This window comes from Streptomyces sp. NPDC048751, from assembly GCF_043198595.1.
Taxonomy (GTDB): Bacteria; Actinomycetota; Actinomycetes; order Streptomycetales; family Streptomycetaceae; genus Streptomyces.
This window is the reverse complement of sequence record NZ_JBICUX010000008.1, coordinates 338,333-354,612: the sequence shown is the minus strand read 5'-3', so window position 1 is coordinate 354,612 and position 16,280 is coordinate 338,333. Positions and strand designations below refer to the sequence as shown.

The window sequence follows — 16,280 nt, the reverse complement described above, 5'->3', positions numbered from 1 at the left end:
TCAGCTGCCGTGGGTGAACGAGGGGTTGTGTTGTTATGACGTGCTGGTACGAGGGCCCTTTGGCCGCGTTCGACACGGAGACGACCGGCGTGGACGTCGAGACCGACCGCATCGTGTCGGCCGCGCTGGTCGTCCAGGACGCAGCGGGCACCCGGCCTCGGGTGAGCCGCTGGCTGGTGAATCCGGGTGTCCCGGTGCCCGCCGAGGCGACGGCGGTGCACGGGCTGACGGAGGAACATCTGCACCGCAACGGCCGTTGGCCCGCGCCGGTGATGTACGAGATAGCCGAGCTGCTGGCCGAACAGGCCGCCGCGGGCCGCCCGTTGGTGGTGATGAACGCGCCGTTCGACCTGACGCTCCTGGACCGTGAGCTGCGGCGGCACCGCGCCTCGTCGCTGAACCGCTGGTTCGAGGCGTCGCCGCTGCTGGTGCTGGACCCGCGGGTGCTGGACAAACACCTGGACCGGTACCGCAAGGGCCGCCGCACGCTCACCGACCTGTGCGCGCACTACGGCGTCGCGCTCGACGAGGCGCACGACGCGGCCGCGGACGCGAAGGCCTCGATGGACGTCGTCCGAGCGGTGGGCCGGCGTTTCGCGGCCCGCCTGGAACGCCTCTCCCCCGCCGAACTGCACACCCTGCAGGCGGTGTGGCACGCGGCCCAGGCCCGAGGCCTTCAGGCGTGGTTCGCCCGCAGCGGCTCGGAGGAGACGGTGGACACGGCGTGGCCGTTGCGCGGGGAGCTGCCGGCGGCGGCGTAGCACCGGGGCACGGCACGACAGCCGCGCCCCGGGTGCCGGTCACCAGGAGCCGCCGCCACCGCCACCGGAGCCGCCGCCGACATCGCCGCCACCGCCGCCACCGCCGCCACCGCCGCCACCGCCTCCGCCGCCTCCGCTGGAGGAGGGGGCGGCGCTGGTGGTCAGGGTGGAGGCGACCAGGCCCACGGCGAGGGCGGGCCCGATCCGGGAGGCGAGGGTGGCGCGTTGGCGGGGGACGGTCGTGGCGTCGGTGAGCGCCCGTTCCCAGGAGCGGGTCACGTCGAGGGCCACGGCCCAGGCCGTGTACAGCTCGACGCGTTCCTCGTCGAGGGGTTCGCCGGCCGGGTGCGCGGACGGGTCGAGGAGGTAGCGGCGGAAGGCCTCGACCTGGAGCCACCGGGCCGCGCCGCGTGGGGTGCGGGTCTGCAGTTCCCCGCCGCGCAGCCGCAGCACCAGGCCCGCGCCGACCGCGATCACGCCCGCGGCGAGGATCGGCCATCCGGCAGTGGACCGGCCTCCGCCGAGCCATGCGCCGACGATCGCCGCGGCGAATCCGAGCAGGACGGCGAAGGTGCCCTGGATCCGGGCGAGTTCGGCACGGCGCACCGAGGCCGCGTCCCACAGGTCGCTGTCCTTCTGCCACTGCGTCAGCCTTCGGGTGAGGCTCTCCCAGGCCGACGCGAACTGCCGGTCGTACGCGCCCAGGACGAACGTGTCGCGTCCGGCGAAGATGCTGCCGAAGACGACGCGGGCGTCCGGGTCCACCGGTGCGTCGGCGGCGTCAAGGCGCCGCAGCGTGGGACGCCGGTCGTCTCCCTCGATCGCGATGTGGCCGTCGATGGCCGCACTGAGCAGCCAGGCCGCCCGGTGACGGTTCTCGACGCTCTCGTCGAGCAGGATGCCGCCCTGGGCCGGGGTCAGGCCCTCCGGGGGAAGCGGGGACGGGGTGAGCGAGGCGGCGAGCCGGTCGACGTTCACGCGCCGAGTGCGGCCGGGCGTTCCGTCCGGCCCTTCCTCCACGAGCCGGTCGCGCCCCGCGAGACGCAGCACCCGGACCATGGCGACGGCGCAGGCCAGCGCGAGGACGATCGCGGCCAGGGCCACCCACACGGGGTGTGTCACGGTCGTGCCGACGGCCTTCCCCGAGGGCGGTGCGGGCAGTTCGGGCCCGGCGCCGGCCAGCGCCTGCCCGCGGGACGCATAGAGGGTGACGCCCTCCTTCCCCTTCAGCTTGTCGAGCGTGAGAGCGAGGTGGCCGGGTGCCTTCCGCTCGGCCGTGCAGCGGTCCTCGGAGCCGTCCGTGCCCCGTACGCAGCGGGTGCCGGTGAGGTCGTAGGGGGCCACCACGTGGATCGCCACGTCGGAGCGGTCGATCCGCCAGCCGGTGCCGACGGCGTCCCAGGCGAGTTTGCCGTCCTGGACGGCGTTGGTGAGCGTGTACTGAATGCGGTAGCGGTGCACCCCGGTGACGGCGCGGTCCGGATCACCCACCTGGATGCGGGTGGCGACCTTCCGCTGGCCGTCCGGTTCCTCGTAACGGTCGCCGGCCGTGAGTTCCCAGGGGACCCGGCCGCCGTCCATGGTGGCGACGACCTCGGCGGCGTCCTCGTCGTAGGGCAGGTCCGGCAGGTCGCGGTAGATGCCGTGCCGGGTGTCCTCGGGGTGTCCGAAGTCGTAGTCGATGACCTCGGTGACGCGGACGCTGCCGTCCTCGGCGACCTCGGCGCCGACCCACATGGAGTTGACCCGCTCCTTGTTCCCGGTGGTCCAGAAAAGGGCGACGACGATGCCGAGCAACAGGGTGGTCAAGACAATTCTGAACGGTCCGCGGATCCTGCGCCGCCGGGCCTGTGACCCGAAAAGCCTGCCGTTGCCGCTCTTTGCCGCGCTCACTGAAGCGTTCCCTCCCGCCTCGGGCACTCCCCCGTACCCGAAAGGACCGGAAGAGTATCCCGGCCGCGGGTGAACGCAAAGAGCCGGTCCGCGTGATGCGGACCGGCTCTTTCCCGGTGGGCGATACTGGGTTCGAACCAGTGACCTCTTCGGTGTGAACGAAGCGCTCTCCCACTGAGCTAATCGCCCGGGAACGGACTGAACAATACAGGTCCCCGCGCGTTTCCTTCAAACCGCTTGCAGGTACCCGGCCAGGCCTCGCCGCCCGGCGCGCATCATCAGCCGGTGGTTGGCGCGGAAGACGGGCCGCCCGGGGACGGCGAACCTCCTGAGCAGCGGCTTGTTGACGTCGACGACCTGCTCGTAGCGGGCGAGGGTGCCGGTGCCGGCCGGGGTGACCGTCCAGCGTGCCCAGCCGTCGATGTCGCCGGACATGGCGATCTCCAGGACGCCGGCTGCGGGCTCGCGGCGCACCTCGCGCGCGGTGAAGGTCATGTCGTACGGCAGGAGCGAGCGGATGCGGAGGACGCCGGTGGTGTCGTCGAGCCGGGTCACCTCGCGGACCTGGCGCCACCAGCGGGGGTAGTCCTCGGCGTGCTCCAGCGCGTCGTACACGGCGGCGGGGGGTGCGGGCAGGGTCCACAGGCTGCGGAAGCGGTAGTGCGTCCAGTCCATGGGCAGAGTCTGCCCCGTACCCGGGCGGGTATCTGAGTACGTTCTGAGTACCCGCACTCATGCCGGGTGACGTGACCGAGGACACACTCCGAGGCATGACGCACATTCCGCCTCCGGCCGAGGAGCTGCGGCTTCTCGACGCCGAGCTGTGGCGACTGGAAGCCCGCCGGGCCCAGTTGCTGGCTCGCCGTGCCTGGCTGGTCGCCCATCTCCAGCCGTCGCGGCCGGCCCCTGTGTCCCAGCCGGCTGCCACCGGGCCCGGCCCCGAGACCTCCGCCCCGCGCGTGCAGAACGTGCTGCTCCTGCTCGGCGGCGTGCTCCTCACCATTGCCGCCGTGGCCTTCACACTGGTCAGCTGGGGCCACATGGGTATCGCCGGGCGCGCCCTGGTGCTCGGCACGGTCACGGCGATCGCGCTCGCCGCGCCGGTGCCGCTGCTGCGGCGCGGACTGCGGTCGACCGCCGAGTCGGTGGCGGGCCTCGGGCTCGCGCTGACGGTGCTCGACGCCTACGCCCTGCACGAGGTCGCGCTCACGGACGCCGACGGCATGGCGTACACGGCGTACGCGTCGGCGGTGCTGGCGCTGCTGTGGACCGGGTACGGGCTCGGGCTCGGCGCGGTGACGGTCCGTCGGCCCGTGGCGGAACCCGCCGCGCCTCCCCGTCCGGCGGGGCTCCGGCTCCCCCTGCCCTTCGCGCTGGTGGCGGCCCAACTGCCGCTCCCGCTCTGGGCGATCGCGGCCTCCTGGGGGACGTACGGCGTGGCGGCCGCCCTTGTGGTGACGGCGGGGTTCGACGCCGCTGTGGCGCTTCCGCGTACGACGACCGCCACGTCCGTGCGCGTCACCGCCGCCGTCGGGGCGTACGGCCTGGGCGGTGGAGGCGTGTTGGTGGCCGGCTGGCTGTCCTGGACAGCGGCCGGTCCGAGCGGGGCCGCCCGCGCGGCGGCGCTCCTGGTCCTCGCGGCGGCGACCGCCCTGGTCGCCGCGTGGCGGCCGACCAAGCCGGTCATGGCGACGGGACACGCGCTCGCGGGCGGTGTGCTGCTGGTCGCGGCGTTCGGCGCCGTCCTGAGCGTGGTCCTGCCCGACGGCTGGACGGTGCCCGCCCATCTGGCGTGCGGTGTCGCGCTGTTGGCGGCGCTACGGGATCCACTGCCCGAACCGGTGCGGCGCGGCCTTGCCTGGGCCTCCGGCTCGGTGCAGGCGTTGGCGCTGCTCTGGACGGTGCCGCTGGTCCTCGTCACGCTGTTGGGTCCGGTCGGCTGGGTCGAGCGGCCCTGGTCGGGTGCGCCGTCCGACGCCCGCGACGCGGTGACCGTGCACACGCCGTGGCCGCCTCACCCGGCCCAGGCGGTGCTCGTCCTGGTGGCCGTCGCCGGTGTGCTCGCCCTGGTGGTCCGGAACGCGACCTGGCGTCCAAGGGCGCTGACCGGCGCGCTGGTCCTGGTTTGGGCCGCGTGCATGGCCCTCCCGGCCGCTTTCGAACTCCCCTACGTGGCAACGCTCCTGGCGCTGGGAGGCGTGACCGTCGCAGCGGCCTTCCTGCCCAACCCGTGGACCACCACCACCCTCACCCTGGCCACCTCGCTGAACCTCGTCTTCCTTTCGTTGGCGACGCAGCCCGCGACCCTGACCGTGTTGTCGGCCCTGACCGCCCTGTTCGTGACCGTGTCCGGGCGGCCGCGCCTCACGCCGGTCATGGCCCCGGCCGCGCTGGCCCACGCCGCCGCCCTGGCCTGCGCGACGGGCGCGGCGGCGGACTGGCAGCCGCAGTCCACCGCCCTGCTGGTCCTCGTGGTCCCCGGTGCCGCGGCCCTGCTCGCCGCGCGCCTCGACGGCTCCGCCGCGACCGTGCCGGTGGAGGCGACGGGCGCCGCCGCCGGACTGCTCGCCGTGGCGCTCGCGGTCACCGACCCGCCGATGCTGGCGCTGGTGCTGGCCCTGTGCGCAGTGATCACGGCAGGCACGGCGGTCCGTGCCGAGCGCCGGCCGGTCGGCTACGCGGCCGCCGCCCTGTTCCTGCTGGCCACCTGGGTCAGGCTCGCCGCCTGGGACGTCACCGCTCCGGAGGCGTACACGCTGCCGGTGACCGTCCCGGCGCTGCTCGTCGGCGCGCTGCGGCGCCACCGCGACCCGCTCGCCTCGTCCTGGACGGCGTACGCCCCGGGGCTCGCCGCCACGCTCGCGCCGAGCCTCGTAGCGGCCTGGGGCGACCAGCACGGGACGCGTCCGCTGCTGCTGGGCGCGGCCGCCCTGCTGGTCACCCTGGTGGGCGCCCGGCACCGGCTGCGGGCGCCCCTGGTGCTGGGCGGTTCGGCGCTGGTCCTCGACGCGGTGCACGAACTGGCCCCCTACCTGGTCCAGGTCGCCGACGCCCTCCCCCGCTGGGTGCCGCCGGCGCTCGCCGGGCTCCTGCTGCTCGCGCTCGGCGCGACGTACGAGCAGCGCCTGCGGGACGTCCGGCGGGTGCGCGACGTGCTGGGAAGGATGAGCTAGGGCCGCCGGTTTTGGCCCGCATCGGCTGCGGGCCACGACCGTGATGTCGTACGTTTTCCGGATCGGCCACCGAGCGTGGTGGCGTGTGTACGCTCCTGGCTCCGGTGGCGGGCCGGAGCGGGGCGCGAGACGGGGGGCGACGTGTGACGGACCTGGGGGTTCCGGCCGATCGGGACATGGCCGGAGAGACACGGGTGACGTTGGAGCGGCTGCTCTCCGTCGTGGGGGTGGGCGCCGTGGAGTTGCACTCGGCGCCCGAGGGGCTGGGCACCACGGTGACCGGCGTGAACGTGCTGGACCTCCTGGAGCCGGTGGTCAGACCGCGGGAGCTGCTGCTCGCCGTGGGCGTCGATCCGCGTTCGGCCCAGGCGGTCGACGTCGTGCGCCGGGCGGGCGAGTCGGGTGCGGCGGGCGTGGTGTTCGGACCGGGCCGGCCCGAGCCCGCCGCCGGAGCCCTTCAGGCGGCCGCCGAGGAGGGCGGTACGGCGTTGCTGTTCCGTACCGCCTGGTGCACCTGGGCCCATCTGGTGGGCGTGCTGCGGGCGGGGCTGGCCTCGGCGGGTGTGCCGCCGATGGCCGGGCTCGGCGGGCCGCGCCTGGGGGATCTCAACTCGCTGGCCGACGCGGTGGCGGTGCTGGTGGGCGGCGCGGTGACCATCGAGGACACCGAGTCCCGGGTGCTGGCCTACTCCTCCACCGAGGAGAACGTCGACGAGCAGCGCCGGCTGACCATCCTCGGTCGCCGTGTCCCGCCGTGGCGGGTGGCCGCGATGCGTGAGGCCGGGTTCTTCCAGGCGCTGTGGGCCGGGGACGACGTACTGCACCGGCCGGCGCACGGGCAGAACCCCGAGCGTCTGGTGGGCGCCGTGCGGGCGGGCGGGGAGGCGCTCGGGTCGATCTGGGTGGCCGCGGTGGCCGGTCGGCCGCTGGCGCCGAACGCCTCCGAGGCCCTGCGGGCGGCGGCCCGGACCGCCGCCGCCCACCTGCTGCACCACCGCACCCACAGTTCGGACGACCGTCTCGTCGAGGACGCGGCCCGCGCGCTGCTGGAGGACCGCGGATCCGTCGAGCTGCTCGCGGAGCGGGCCTCGCTGCCGCCGCGGGAGCCGTGTGCCGTCCTGGCCGTGGGCACCGGCACCGCCGACCACGGGGACGACGATCCGTCGGGACTGCACGGGCTGCTGACCCTGCACTGCGCCGCGTACGGGCACCGCGCGGTGGTCGTCCCGGCGGGCGGCAGGATCCTGGTGCTGCTGAGTGCCCTGGACCGCGATGGCGGCCGGGCCGAGAGCCAGGTGACCCGGCTGGGGGAATCGCTGGCGCACCAGCTGTCGGCCACCCTCGGCAGGCCGCTGAAGGTCGGGCTCGGCGATGTGGTCCCCGTGCTGGCGCGGGCGCCCGAGTCGCGCCGGTCGGCCGAGCTGGCGCTCAGGGCGCTCACCGAGGCCGCGGGGTCGCGGACGGTCGCCCGCACCGGGGACGTCGCCGACACCGTCGGCATCCTGCACGTCGTCGGCGCCCTGCGCGGGGTGGCCCTGCCGCCGCAGACCTCGGTCGCCCGGCTGCGGGCGTTCGACGCGGAGCACAGCGGCAGTTGCCTGGTGGCGACCCTGCGCGCCTATCTCGACCACTTCGGCGACGTGTCCGCCGCCTCCCGCGCGCTGAACGTGCACTCCAACAGCCTGCGCTACCGGTTGCGGCGCATCACGCAGGTGTCGGGGCTGGACCTGGAGGACCCCGACGCCCGGCTGCTGGCCCAGTTGCAGTTACGTCTGAGCGACGAGGGCGACGACGGGCGCGCCTGAGCATTCTTGTGCGCCGCCCCCATCACCGAGCCGTTTCTTCGTCGGAGCGCACAACGGCCGGGCCCGGCGGGGCAGTTGTTTGACCCTGACCGCCGTGGGGCGGGCCCGCGGCTCTGCCGAATCGACGAAGACGCCCTCCCGGTGCGGACAGCAGCCTGGTACTGCGCCCCGGGAAGGCCCCGGGCACTGCGCAGACCACCCGGGAAGGCTCACGATGACCGGACTGACCCCCGCCGCCGAGCGGCGCGAGCGGATCCTGCAGGAAGCGGTACGGCAGGGACTGCTGGACCCCGAACGGGCCCTGCTGGCCGCCTTCGTCGACCTGGACGGCGTCGCCGCGACGGTCGAGTCCCTGCACCGCGCTTTTCCCCCCTCACGGCCCGTACTGCACGCCTTCGCCGCCAAGGCCAACAGCCTGGTGCCGGTGCTGGCGGAGCTGCGACGGCTCGGCATGGGCTGCGAGGTCGCCACCGCGGGTGAGCTGGCCCGCGCCCTGGCCGCCGGCTTCGCGCCGGAGCGGATCGTCTTCGACTCGCCGGCCAAGACGGAGGCCGAACTCCGGCGCGCCCTGGACCTGGGGGTGACGGTCAACGCGGACAACTACCAGGAACTCGCCAGGATCGACCGGGCACTCGGCGGCAGCGTCCCGATGTCCAGGATCGGCGTGCGGGTCAACTCCCAGCTCGGCGGCGGCAGCATCGCCGCGATGAGCACGGCGACCAGCACCTCCAAGTTCGGCGTCCCGCTGGCGGACCCGGGCAGCCGACGCCAGTTGCTGCGCGCCTACCAGGACCGCCCGTGGCTGACCTGGGTGCACACGCACGCCGGTTCGCAGGGCTGTCCGCTCGACCTCATGGCGCGCGGGGTCGCGCAGGCCGTGGAGTTCGCCGAGGAGGTCAACGCCTCCCTGGGGCGGCGCCAGGTCGTCGGCATCGACATCGGCGGCGGGCTGCCCGTCAACTTCGCCGACGACGAGACGACTCCGACGTTCGACGCGTACGTCGGGCAGTTGCGCACCCACGCGCCCGCGTTGTTCTCCGGCGGGTACGAGATCGTCACCGAGTTCGGGCGCAGTGTCCTCGCCAAGAACGGTTTTGTCGCCGCGTACGTCGAGTACACCAAGCACGCGGGCGGCCGGCCGATCGCGGTCACCCACGCCGGAGTGCAGGTGGCCACCCGCACCGTGTTCAATCCCGACGCCTGGCCCCTGCGGATCGAGGCGCACGACGGGAGCGGCCGGGCCAAGGGGGGCCGATCGGTCCGTCAGGACATCGCGGGGCCCGCCTGCTTCGCCGGCGACCTGCTGGCACGTGACCGCGCGCTGCCGCCGCTGGAGCCGGGCGACATCGTCGCCGTCCCGGACACCGGCGCCTACTACTTCTCGACGCCGTTCCACTACAACAGCCTGCCCGAACCGGCTGTGCACGGGGTTCGCACGAGCGGTGACGGCGGTGTCGCCTTCGAGCTCCTGCGTCCCGCGCAGGACCCGTGGGACGTACCCGTGCACGAGCCCGCTCTCGGAGTCAGGTAAGGAGCGTCGAGGTGGCACAGGCCAACCGCCGGCGGACCGGCCGGGACGGGTCGCTCCTCACTCAGCGCGCCGCCGTCGTCTTCCTGCTGGCAGCCCTGGTCGGCATCGGTGCCACTGTCCTGTCGGCGCTGGCCGGCAACGCGTGGCCCGTCGCGGTGAGCGTCGGAGGAGGGGTCGTTGCCCCGGCCGTGCTGTTCTTCAACCAGATCATCGACTAGACGAGTGGATTCCGAGGCGACGCCCCGGAATCCACTCGTGCCGTCCCCGCTACGGCATCCTGTCCCCGAGCAGCGCCAGGTTCTCGATGGCGGCGAGCCCGTAGAGCGCGGTGTCGTTGGTGGACACCCAGGTGGCCTCGCTGCCCGCGACCAGGGTGGCGGGGCCGCTCAGCTTCTCCGTCCTCCAGGGAGCGGACTCCTTGTACCCGTCGGAGTTGTAGAACTTGTCCCACGCGCGCGTGGCGAGCTTCGCGTCACCGGTCTGTACGGCCGCGTACGCGTCGAGGCGTGAGTGGCCCTGGAAGAGCAGCAGGCTGCCGAAGTCGGAGCCGTAGCGGGCCTTCTGCTCCGCCTTGGTGGCGTTGAAGTAGCGGCAGTAGTCGAAGTAGGCCTGGTTGAACTTCGGCATGTCGACGAGGTGGATGAGTTCGGCGCACAGTTCGTTGAGGCCGAAGACCGCGGAGAGGTGCGAGACGCCGACGACCGGCTTGTCGGCGACGGCGAACCGGCCCGTGTCGAGGTCGTAGAGGCCGCTGCCCTGGACGAACCCGTTGGGCTGGGCGGCGATGCCCTCCATCGTCGACAGCACGCGTGCCTTGGCCTTCTCCCACTTGGGGCCCTTGCGTTCCCACTCCGTCAGCCAGGCCGACACCAGGCCGCTCCAGTCCGTGCCGAAGCCGACGGACAGGGCGTGCCGGTCGGGAGTGTAGGGATCGGTGCGCACCTTGCGCAGCGGGTCGAGGACGAGGAAGGTCTCGTCGGAGTCGACGTTGGCGTGCATGAGGTCGCCGACCCGCTCGTCGGCCGTGAGGAAGTAGTAGAAGCGGCGGTACGTGGTGTTGGCGATGCGCTGTTGTTTGGCGCTGTCGGCGAAGTGCTGCACGCCGTGCCGTGTGCCGAGTCCGGCCCACTTTCCGATGTGGTAGACGTCGACCTCGCCGGTGTGCCGGGTCATCGACTCGGCGAAGCGGAAGATGTCCGCGCGGCCGCTGCGGAGGTAGGCGTACCAGAGCCAGAGGTCCGGCGACAGCTCGGAGTTGTCCCAGGCGTAGCCGCCGATGTCGTACCGCCACTGGTGCCTGACGGTGTCATAAGTGTGCATGATGTCGCCGTAGTCCCAGAAGCCGTACCAACGGCGCTGCTCCACCTGGTCCTTGTAGTAGGTGAAGAGGAAGTCGAGGTGGTCCTCGATCTTCGCCTTGGCCGGGGTGGAGCGGTCCGGCTCGGAGTACAGCCCCGGGCCGAAGACCTTGGCCTTGATGAGCTGCTTGGGCGGGGCGGCGAGCTGGGGCAGCACCCGGACGGCCTCGACCTGTTCGGCGAGCCGGTCCGGGCTCGGGGTGGACTCGTTGGCCCAGAAGAGGAGTTCGGAGGTGCGGGCGATGCCGTACGGGGTGCCGAAACCGGGCTCGTAGTCCTCGTAGGTGATGTTGAGGCCCTCGAGCTGCTCGGGGAAGGTGTCCTGGCCCATGCCGTCGTGGTAGAAGCGCAGGTCCATGGGCTGCGCCTCGGGCGACCAGAGCCAGAGGGTGACCTCGGCCTCGTCGGTGTGGGCGTCGCGGATGTCGAGCTGGGCGGGGTGCTTCTCCCAGAAGTCCCGCAGACCGAAGGAGAATCCGCCGCTGACGCCACCGACGTAACCGAATCCCGACGCCCGCTTGCCGCCGCCGGCACCGATCCAGCCGTAGCCCTTCTTGGTGCGCTTGCGCAGGGTGAAGCCGTCGGTGGAGAGCTGGGAGAGGGTGTAGTCGCCCCACTCGGGGATGTACTGGAGCCGGGTGGTGACCCGCTGGTCCCAGGTGGACGGGTCGGGCAGCTTCTCGCCCGCGTACTGGGCGGCCTGGACGGCCGCGCCCGGGTCGCGGCGCAGTCCGGTGATGCCCTTGACGGCCTCGCGCAGCAGGCCGGTGCCCTCGCCGCCGAGGCGGATGTGGCGGTCGTAGGACTCGTCGCGCATCGGCACGCTGAAGCGGACGCCGAGGCCGCGGATGAAGTCGCCGCTCGCCTTGCCGGGCTCCTGCTTCCCGTCGTAGGTGATGGTGTGCACCATGCGGAAGGAGTCGGCGCCCGCGTAGAAGTAGAGGCGGAGGGAGAACGGGAGCCAGCTGCGGCTGCCCTTGCGGTGCTTTCCGTCGATCCGTACGACCGCGCGGACGGGCCCCTCCTGCTCGACGGTGACGTCGCCGATGGCGCCCTCGAAGCGTTCGGTCCTGACCGTGCCCTGGTCCTCGTCCTCGATCTCGGGCTGGCGGATCAGGACCAGTCGGCCGTTCTTCGCGATCTCGGTGGAGCCGCGCTTGACGGACTTGATCAGGGTGGTGCCGTCCTTGCCGATCCTGACCGTGATCACGCCGGTGGAGACGTCGATCGTGCCGCCGCTCTTGGCGACGGTGACCTTCTTGGCGGGGGCGGCGGGGGTGCCGGCGGTGAGGGTCAGCTGCCCGTTGCCGGAACTCACCGCGTGCGCGGTCCACTTGAGGGAGCCGTCCGGCCAGTACGCGATCGGCCAGGACTGTACGGGGACGTCCTTGCCGTCGGCGTCCGTGACCGCGAACTTCTGGTCCTCCTGGTGGGCGCCCATCGGCCAGGGCACACCGAGGGTGGCGCCGGGTGCGGCGCCGAGGCCGCCGTCCTCCAGCCAGTCCAGGGTCACCGGGTCCGCGTCGGCGGCCTCGGCTCTCGGCGCGGCCTGGGCCTCATTGGTCCCCAGCGCCCAGCTGAACTGGGCGGCGGCTCCGGCGACGGCGGCCGCCTTGAGGAGGGACCTGCGGGGGATGGGGGACATGGCCTTTTCCTTTCCGTGCAGGGTGCATCGGTGATGGTCAGGGGCATGACAGAGAGAGGTGCGGCGCCGAGGGCACCGACCTTGAGTGCGGGGCACCGCCCGTCAGCGGTGCCGGTACCGCTCCTCCACGGCGACGGCCGACGCCGCGACGGCCCCCAGGACGGGGACCGCCAGCGGCGCGACGAACCAGGCGGACAGCGCCACGACGGCCAGCCCGGTGATGATCAGGAAGGATCCGGCGGGGTCCAGGACGGTACGACGCCCTGCCTGGGCGAGCAGCGCCCGCCACCTCACGCCCGGTGTCCACGCCGCCGACGCGCGCAGCCCGGCGACGGTGAGCCCGATGAGGGCGAACAGTCCGACGGCCCCGACGAGCGGCCCACCGGGCAAACCGGAGCGGGAGGCCTGGACGTCCACCCAGACCGCGACCGCCGCCGCCCATCCCGCGAGCCCGACGAGCCATCCGCCGCGCAGGGCGGCCCGGACGTCGGCGACGAACTCCCGCCAGCCGCCGCCCTCATGAGCCGTACGACGGCGCAGGTGCCGCGCGCCGGCGGCGAAGGCGGCCGGGTAGGTGACCACGCCCAGCGAGGCGACCGCGATCCACACCCCGGTGAGCAGACACTCGGCGAACACGGCGAACCGCTCGGCGAGGACCGACTCCTTGCGCGCCTTCACGCGTGCCTGGGCCATCGTGACCGCCTCAGCCCTTCAGTCCGGACGTCGCCATGCCGTCGATGAGATAGCGCTGGAAGGCGAGGAAGAAGGCCAGCACCGGCAGCAGCGCGACCAGCGACATGGCGATCATGCCGCCGTAGTCGGCCACGCCCTCCTGGTCCACGAACATCTTCAGGCCGAGGGAGACCGTGTACTTGTCGGGCTCGTTGAGGTAGATCAGCGGGCCCATGAAGTCGTTCCAGGAGTTGATGAAGGTGAAGATCGCGCTGGTGATCAGGGCCGGGCGGCACAGCGGGAGCACGATCGACCAGTAGATGCGCAGGTGCCCGCAGCCGTCGAGGCGGGCCGCCTCGTCGAGCTCCTTGGGCAGGTTGCGCATGAACTGCATCATCAGGAAGACGAAGAACGCCTCCGTGGCCAGGTACTTCCCCAGCAGCAGCGGGGTGTACGTGTTGATCATCTCCATGTTGCGGAACAGCACGTACTGCGGGATCAGCAGCACGTGGTAGGGCAACAGGAGCGTGCCGATCATCAGCGTGAACAGCAGATTGCGACCCGTGAACTTGATCTTCGCGAAGGCGTACGCCGTCAGCGAGCAGGACAGCAGGATCCCGATCACGGAACCGATCGCGAGGGTGAGCGAGTTGACGAAGAAGGTGGAGATGGAGATGTCCGCGATGCCCTCGGTGAGCCGCGTGTAGTTCGAGGTGACCGGGGAGCCCGGGAAGAGGTCCAGGCTGCCGATGATGTCCTCGCTCTTCTTGAACGAGCCGCCGACGACCCAGAGCACCGGATAGAGGATCACGGCGAGGATCGCGAGGGCCCCGAGGTGCCAGGCGAGCGAGCCGGGCAGCCTGCGGCGGAAGTTGCCCGCCTTCGTGGACGGGGCCGGGGTGATGTCGGTGGCCGATGGGGGTACCCCCGGGTCGAGCGAAGTCGAGAGATTGGGGGAGCTCATCAGGCACCCTCCTCGTAGTGCACCCAGCGCTTCTGGGACCAGAACAGCACCGCCGTCACCAGGGCGACCGCGACGAGCAGCATCCAGGCCATGGCGGAGGCCAGGCCCATCCGGCTGTTCTCGAAGCCCTGGACGTACAGGTAGCAGGTGTAGACCATCGATCCGTCGGCGGGACCGCAGGCGTTGCTTCCGGCGCCGCCGCCGACGATGTACGCCGAACTGAAGATCTGGAAGGAGTGGATCGTCTCCAGCAGGACGTTGAAGAAGAGGACCGGGGAAATCATCGGCAGGGTGATGTTCCAGAACCGGCGCCACTTGCCGGCCCCGTCGACTTCGGCCGCCTCGTACAGCTCACGCGGGACCTGCTTCAGACCCGCGAGGAAGATGACCATGGGGGCGCCGAACTGCCAGACAGTGAGCGCCACCAGGCTGTAGATGATCATGTCCGGGTCGCCGGTCCAGCCGCCGACGTTCACCCCGAAGAGCTTCTGTGTACGGTCGACGATCGCGTCGTCCGAGAAGATCGCCTTCCAGACGATCGCGACGGAGACGCTCGCGCCGATCAGCGACGGCGCGTAGAAGGCGGCCCGGTAGAAGGCCTGCCCGCGCCGCTTCTGGGCCAGGAGCAGCGCCACGCCGAGGGCCGCGAGCAGCTTGAGCGGCGTACCGACGACGACGTACCAGAGGGTCACCTGCACCGAGTGGCGCCAGCGCGGATCCTCGAACATCGTCGTGAAGTTGTCGAAGCCGATCCACTTGGGCGCGTCGAACAGGTTGTAGTCGGTGAAGGCGAAGTACAGCGAGGCGACCATCGGGCCTGCCGTCAGCAGCAGGAAACCGGCGATCCAAGGGGACATGAAGAGATAGCCGGCCAGCGTCTCCCGGCGCCGCCGCCGCTTGAGGGCGGCGGGGCGCACGGGCTTCACCGGACCGTGCCGCGGCTCGGAGTCCTTGGACAGGCCCTCCATCGCAGGGGCGTGTGTCACGGCGGTTCCCATCAGCCGGCGAGAGCCGTCTTCGACTCGGTGAAGAACTGCTTGACGGCGTCGTCCACCGACCGCTTGCCCAGGGCGAGCTCCTCGGCGATGCGCAGGAACGCGGACTCGCAGATGTCCGCGCCGTTCGGGTGCGGGGTGATGGGTTCCAGGACGCCCGCCTTGACGAGGGACTCCTCGTAGGCGGCGATCGCCTTGTTGACCTCGTCGGTGGGCTTGTACGCGTCGTACTGGGCCTGCGTCGCGGGCACCCCGCGGTCGTAGCCCATGATCTTGGCGACCTCGGGGTCGTGCACCATGAAGCTGATGAACTGGGCGACTTCCTTGGGGTGCTTGGTGCGCTTGGACGCGCTGAGCATGAGGGAGCCGAGGTACTGGCCGGTCTTCTTGCCGTCCGTGGTGGGGATGGGCGCCAGGCCGTACTCGCTCTTGCCCTCGGAGGTGTAGCGGACGGTGAAGTTGTCCCAGGTGAACTCGCTGGCCGCGAGCTCCGCCGAGACCGCCGACTTGGGCTTGATCTGGGCGACCTTCTTGGGGTCGGCGTAGATGCCCTCCTCGACGCCCTTCTTGGCCTTGGTCCACCAGTCCTTCAGGTCCGCCTCGGTGAAGCCGAGCGCGTCCTCGGTGAAGAACGCCTTGCCGTTCTGGCGCAGGTACAGGTCGTAGAGGTACATGACGCCGTACATGCCGCTGTCGCCGGCGCGGCCCGTCTTGTCGCGGATCTTCTTCATCGCCGCGTCGAAGTCGTCCCAGGTCCAGCCCTGCTCCGGCTTGACGCCCGCCTTGGTGTAGACGGGCTTGTCGATCACCAGGGACATCGAGTTGGAGCCGACGGGAACGCCGAGGAGCTTGCCGTCGATCTCGCCGAACTTGTCCAGGCCGGCCCGGAAGCCGCTCATGTCGAGGTTGCCCGCCTTGGCCTGCTCACTCAGATCGAGCAGGACGTTCTTCGCGTCGTATTTCCGCAGGAATCCAATCGCATTCTGGAAGACGTCCGGCGGATTGCCGCCGGAGGCCTGCGTGTTGAACTTCTTCCAGAAGTCGAGATAGGGCTGAAAGTCCGTCTTGACCTTGATCTTCGGATACTTCTTCTCGAAGAGCGCGATGGTCTTGTTGATGCGCTCCGCGCGGTCCTCGGCACCCCACCACGCGTAACGGATCGTCACCGTCCCGTCCGCCGAGGTGCCGCTGTCACCACCGCACCCCGTCGTCGCGGCCAGCCCGAGCGTGGCCGCCGTGGCACCGGCCGCCTTCAGGATCGTACGCCTCTCAACATTCCTGCTGGTTCCCACAGTCGGGCCCTCCCCGCAGCGTTGCCGCTTGCATGAATCGTTTCAAGTAAGCGCTTGCTGGCACAAGTTACGGAGGGCTTGAGGGTGCGTCAATGATTCGGACAGGAATTTCTTGGGGGGCGCGTGGGCGGCCGGACGGGGCAGCGGGGAGGTATCCCTCGGCGGATGCGGCAATGGCGCAGGTGAGGGGG

Annotated in this window: 12 protein-coding genes and 1 tRNA gene; 5 read left to right on the top strand and 8 right to left on the bottom strand. The window is 71.6% G+C overall.

Annotation, left to right across the window (positions count from 1 at the left end; all coding sequences use genetic code 11):
- Positions 1–35: 35 nt before the first annotated feature.
- Positions 36–761, top strand: coding sequence for a 3'-5' exonuclease (locus ACGFNV_RS26495; protein ID WP_133929471.1), 726 nt, complete (start codon positions 36–38; stop codon positions 759–761).
- Between the two features lie 39 nt (positions 762–800).
- On the opposite strand, the gene ACGFNV_RS26490 is transcribed toward ACGFNV_RS26495, so the two are convergent.
- The 3 genes from ACGFNV_RS26490 to ACGFNV_RS26480 all read right to left on the bottom strand — a co-directional run bounded on the left by ACGFNV_RS26490 (position 801) and on the right by ACGFNV_RS26480 (position 3,329).
- Positions 801–2,570: a DUF2207 domain-containing protein gene (locus ACGFNV_RS26490; protein ID WP_393625477.1), complete on the bottom strand. Its 1,770-nt coding sequence runs from the start codon at positions 2,568–2,570 to the stop codon at positions 801–803.
- Between the two features lie 201 nt (positions 2,571–2,771).
- Positions 2,772–2,843 (bottom strand) — tRNA-Val (locus ACGFNV_RS26485).
- A 39-nt stretch (positions 2,844–2,882) separates the two neighbouring features.
- Positions 2,883–3,329: an SRPBCC family protein gene (locus ACGFNV_RS26480; protein ID WP_393625476.1), complete on the bottom strand. Its 447-nt coding sequence runs from the start codon at positions 3,327–3,329 to the stop codon at positions 2,883–2,885.
- A gap of 95 nt (positions 3,330–3,424) precedes the next feature.
- Between ACGFNV_RS26480 and ACGFNV_RS26475 the strand changes: the two genes are divergently transcribed.
- The 4 genes from ACGFNV_RS26475 (at position 3,425) to ACGFNV_RS26460 (ending at position 9,381) form a co-directional block, all read left to right on the top strand.
- Complete coding sequence (locus ACGFNV_RS26475) at positions 3,425–5,827, top strand: SCO7613 C-terminal domain-containing membrane protein (protein WP_393625475.1); 2,403 nt, start codon at positions 3,425–3,427, stop codon at positions 5,825–5,827.
- 176 nt (positions 5,828–6,003) lie between these two features.
- Positions 6,004–7,632 carry a helix-turn-helix domain-containing protein gene (locus tag ACGFNV_RS26470; RefSeq protein WP_393625474.1) on the top strand — a complete coding sequence of 543 codons (1,629 nt, stop codon included), beginning with the start codon at positions 6,004–6,006 and terminating at the stop codon, positions 7,630–7,632.
- A 214-nt stretch (positions 7,633–7,846) separates the two neighbouring features.
- Positions 7,847–9,163, top strand: coding sequence for a diaminopimelate decarboxylase (locus ACGFNV_RS26465; protein ID WP_393625473.1), 1,317 nt, complete (start codon positions 7,847–7,849; stop codon positions 9,161–9,163).
- 11 nt (positions 9,164–9,174) lie between these two features.
- Positions 9,175–9,381 carry a hypothetical protein gene (locus tag ACGFNV_RS26460; protein ID WP_393625472.1) on the top strand — a complete coding sequence of 69 codons (207 nt, stop codon included), beginning with the start codon at positions 9,175–9,177 and terminating at the stop codon, positions 9,379–9,381.
- A gap of 49 nt (positions 9,382–9,430) precedes the next feature.
- Here ACGFNV_RS26460 and ACGFNV_RS26455 read toward each other — a convergent pair whose 3' ends face one another.
- The 5 genes from ACGFNV_RS26455 to ACGFNV_RS26435 all read right to left on the bottom strand — a co-directional run bounded on the left by ACGFNV_RS26455 (position 9,431) and on the right by ACGFNV_RS26435 (position 16,089).
- Complete coding sequence (locus ACGFNV_RS26455) at positions 9,431–12,166, bottom strand: Tat pathway signal sequence domain protein (RefSeq protein WP_393625471.1); 2,736 nt, start codon at positions 12,164–12,166, stop codon at positions 9,431–9,433.
- A 102-nt stretch (positions 12,167–12,268) separates the two neighbouring features.
- Positions 12,269–12,859 carry a hypothetical protein gene (locus tag ACGFNV_RS26450; RefSeq protein WP_393625470.1) on the bottom strand — a complete coding sequence of 197 codons (591 nt, stop codon included), beginning with the start codon at positions 12,857–12,859 and terminating at the stop codon, positions 12,269–12,271.
- A 10-nt stretch (positions 12,860–12,869) separates the two neighbouring features.
- Positions 12,870–13,802, bottom strand: a complete 933-nt coding sequence (locus ACGFNV_RS26445) for a carbohydrate ABC transporter permease (protein WP_393625469.1) — start codon at positions 13,800–13,802, stop codon at positions 12,870–12,872.
- Complete coding sequence (locus tag ACGFNV_RS26440; RefSeq protein ID WP_393625468.1) at positions 13,802–14,800, bottom strand: carbohydrate ABC transporter permease; 999 nt, start codon at positions 14,798–14,800, stop codon at positions 13,802–13,804. Before ACGFNV_RS26440 ends, ACGFNV_RS26445 begins: the two co-directional genes overlap by 1 nt.
- Positions 14,800–16,089: an ABC transporter substrate-binding protein gene (locus ACGFNV_RS26435; RefSeq protein WP_393625467.1), complete on the bottom strand. Its 1,290-nt coding sequence runs from the start codon at positions 16,087–16,089 to the stop codon at positions 14,800–14,802. The genes ACGFNV_RS26440 and ACGFNV_RS26435 overlap by 1 nt, the downstream gene beginning before the upstream one ends.
- Between the last annotated feature and the right edge of the window lie 191 nt (positions 16,090–16,280).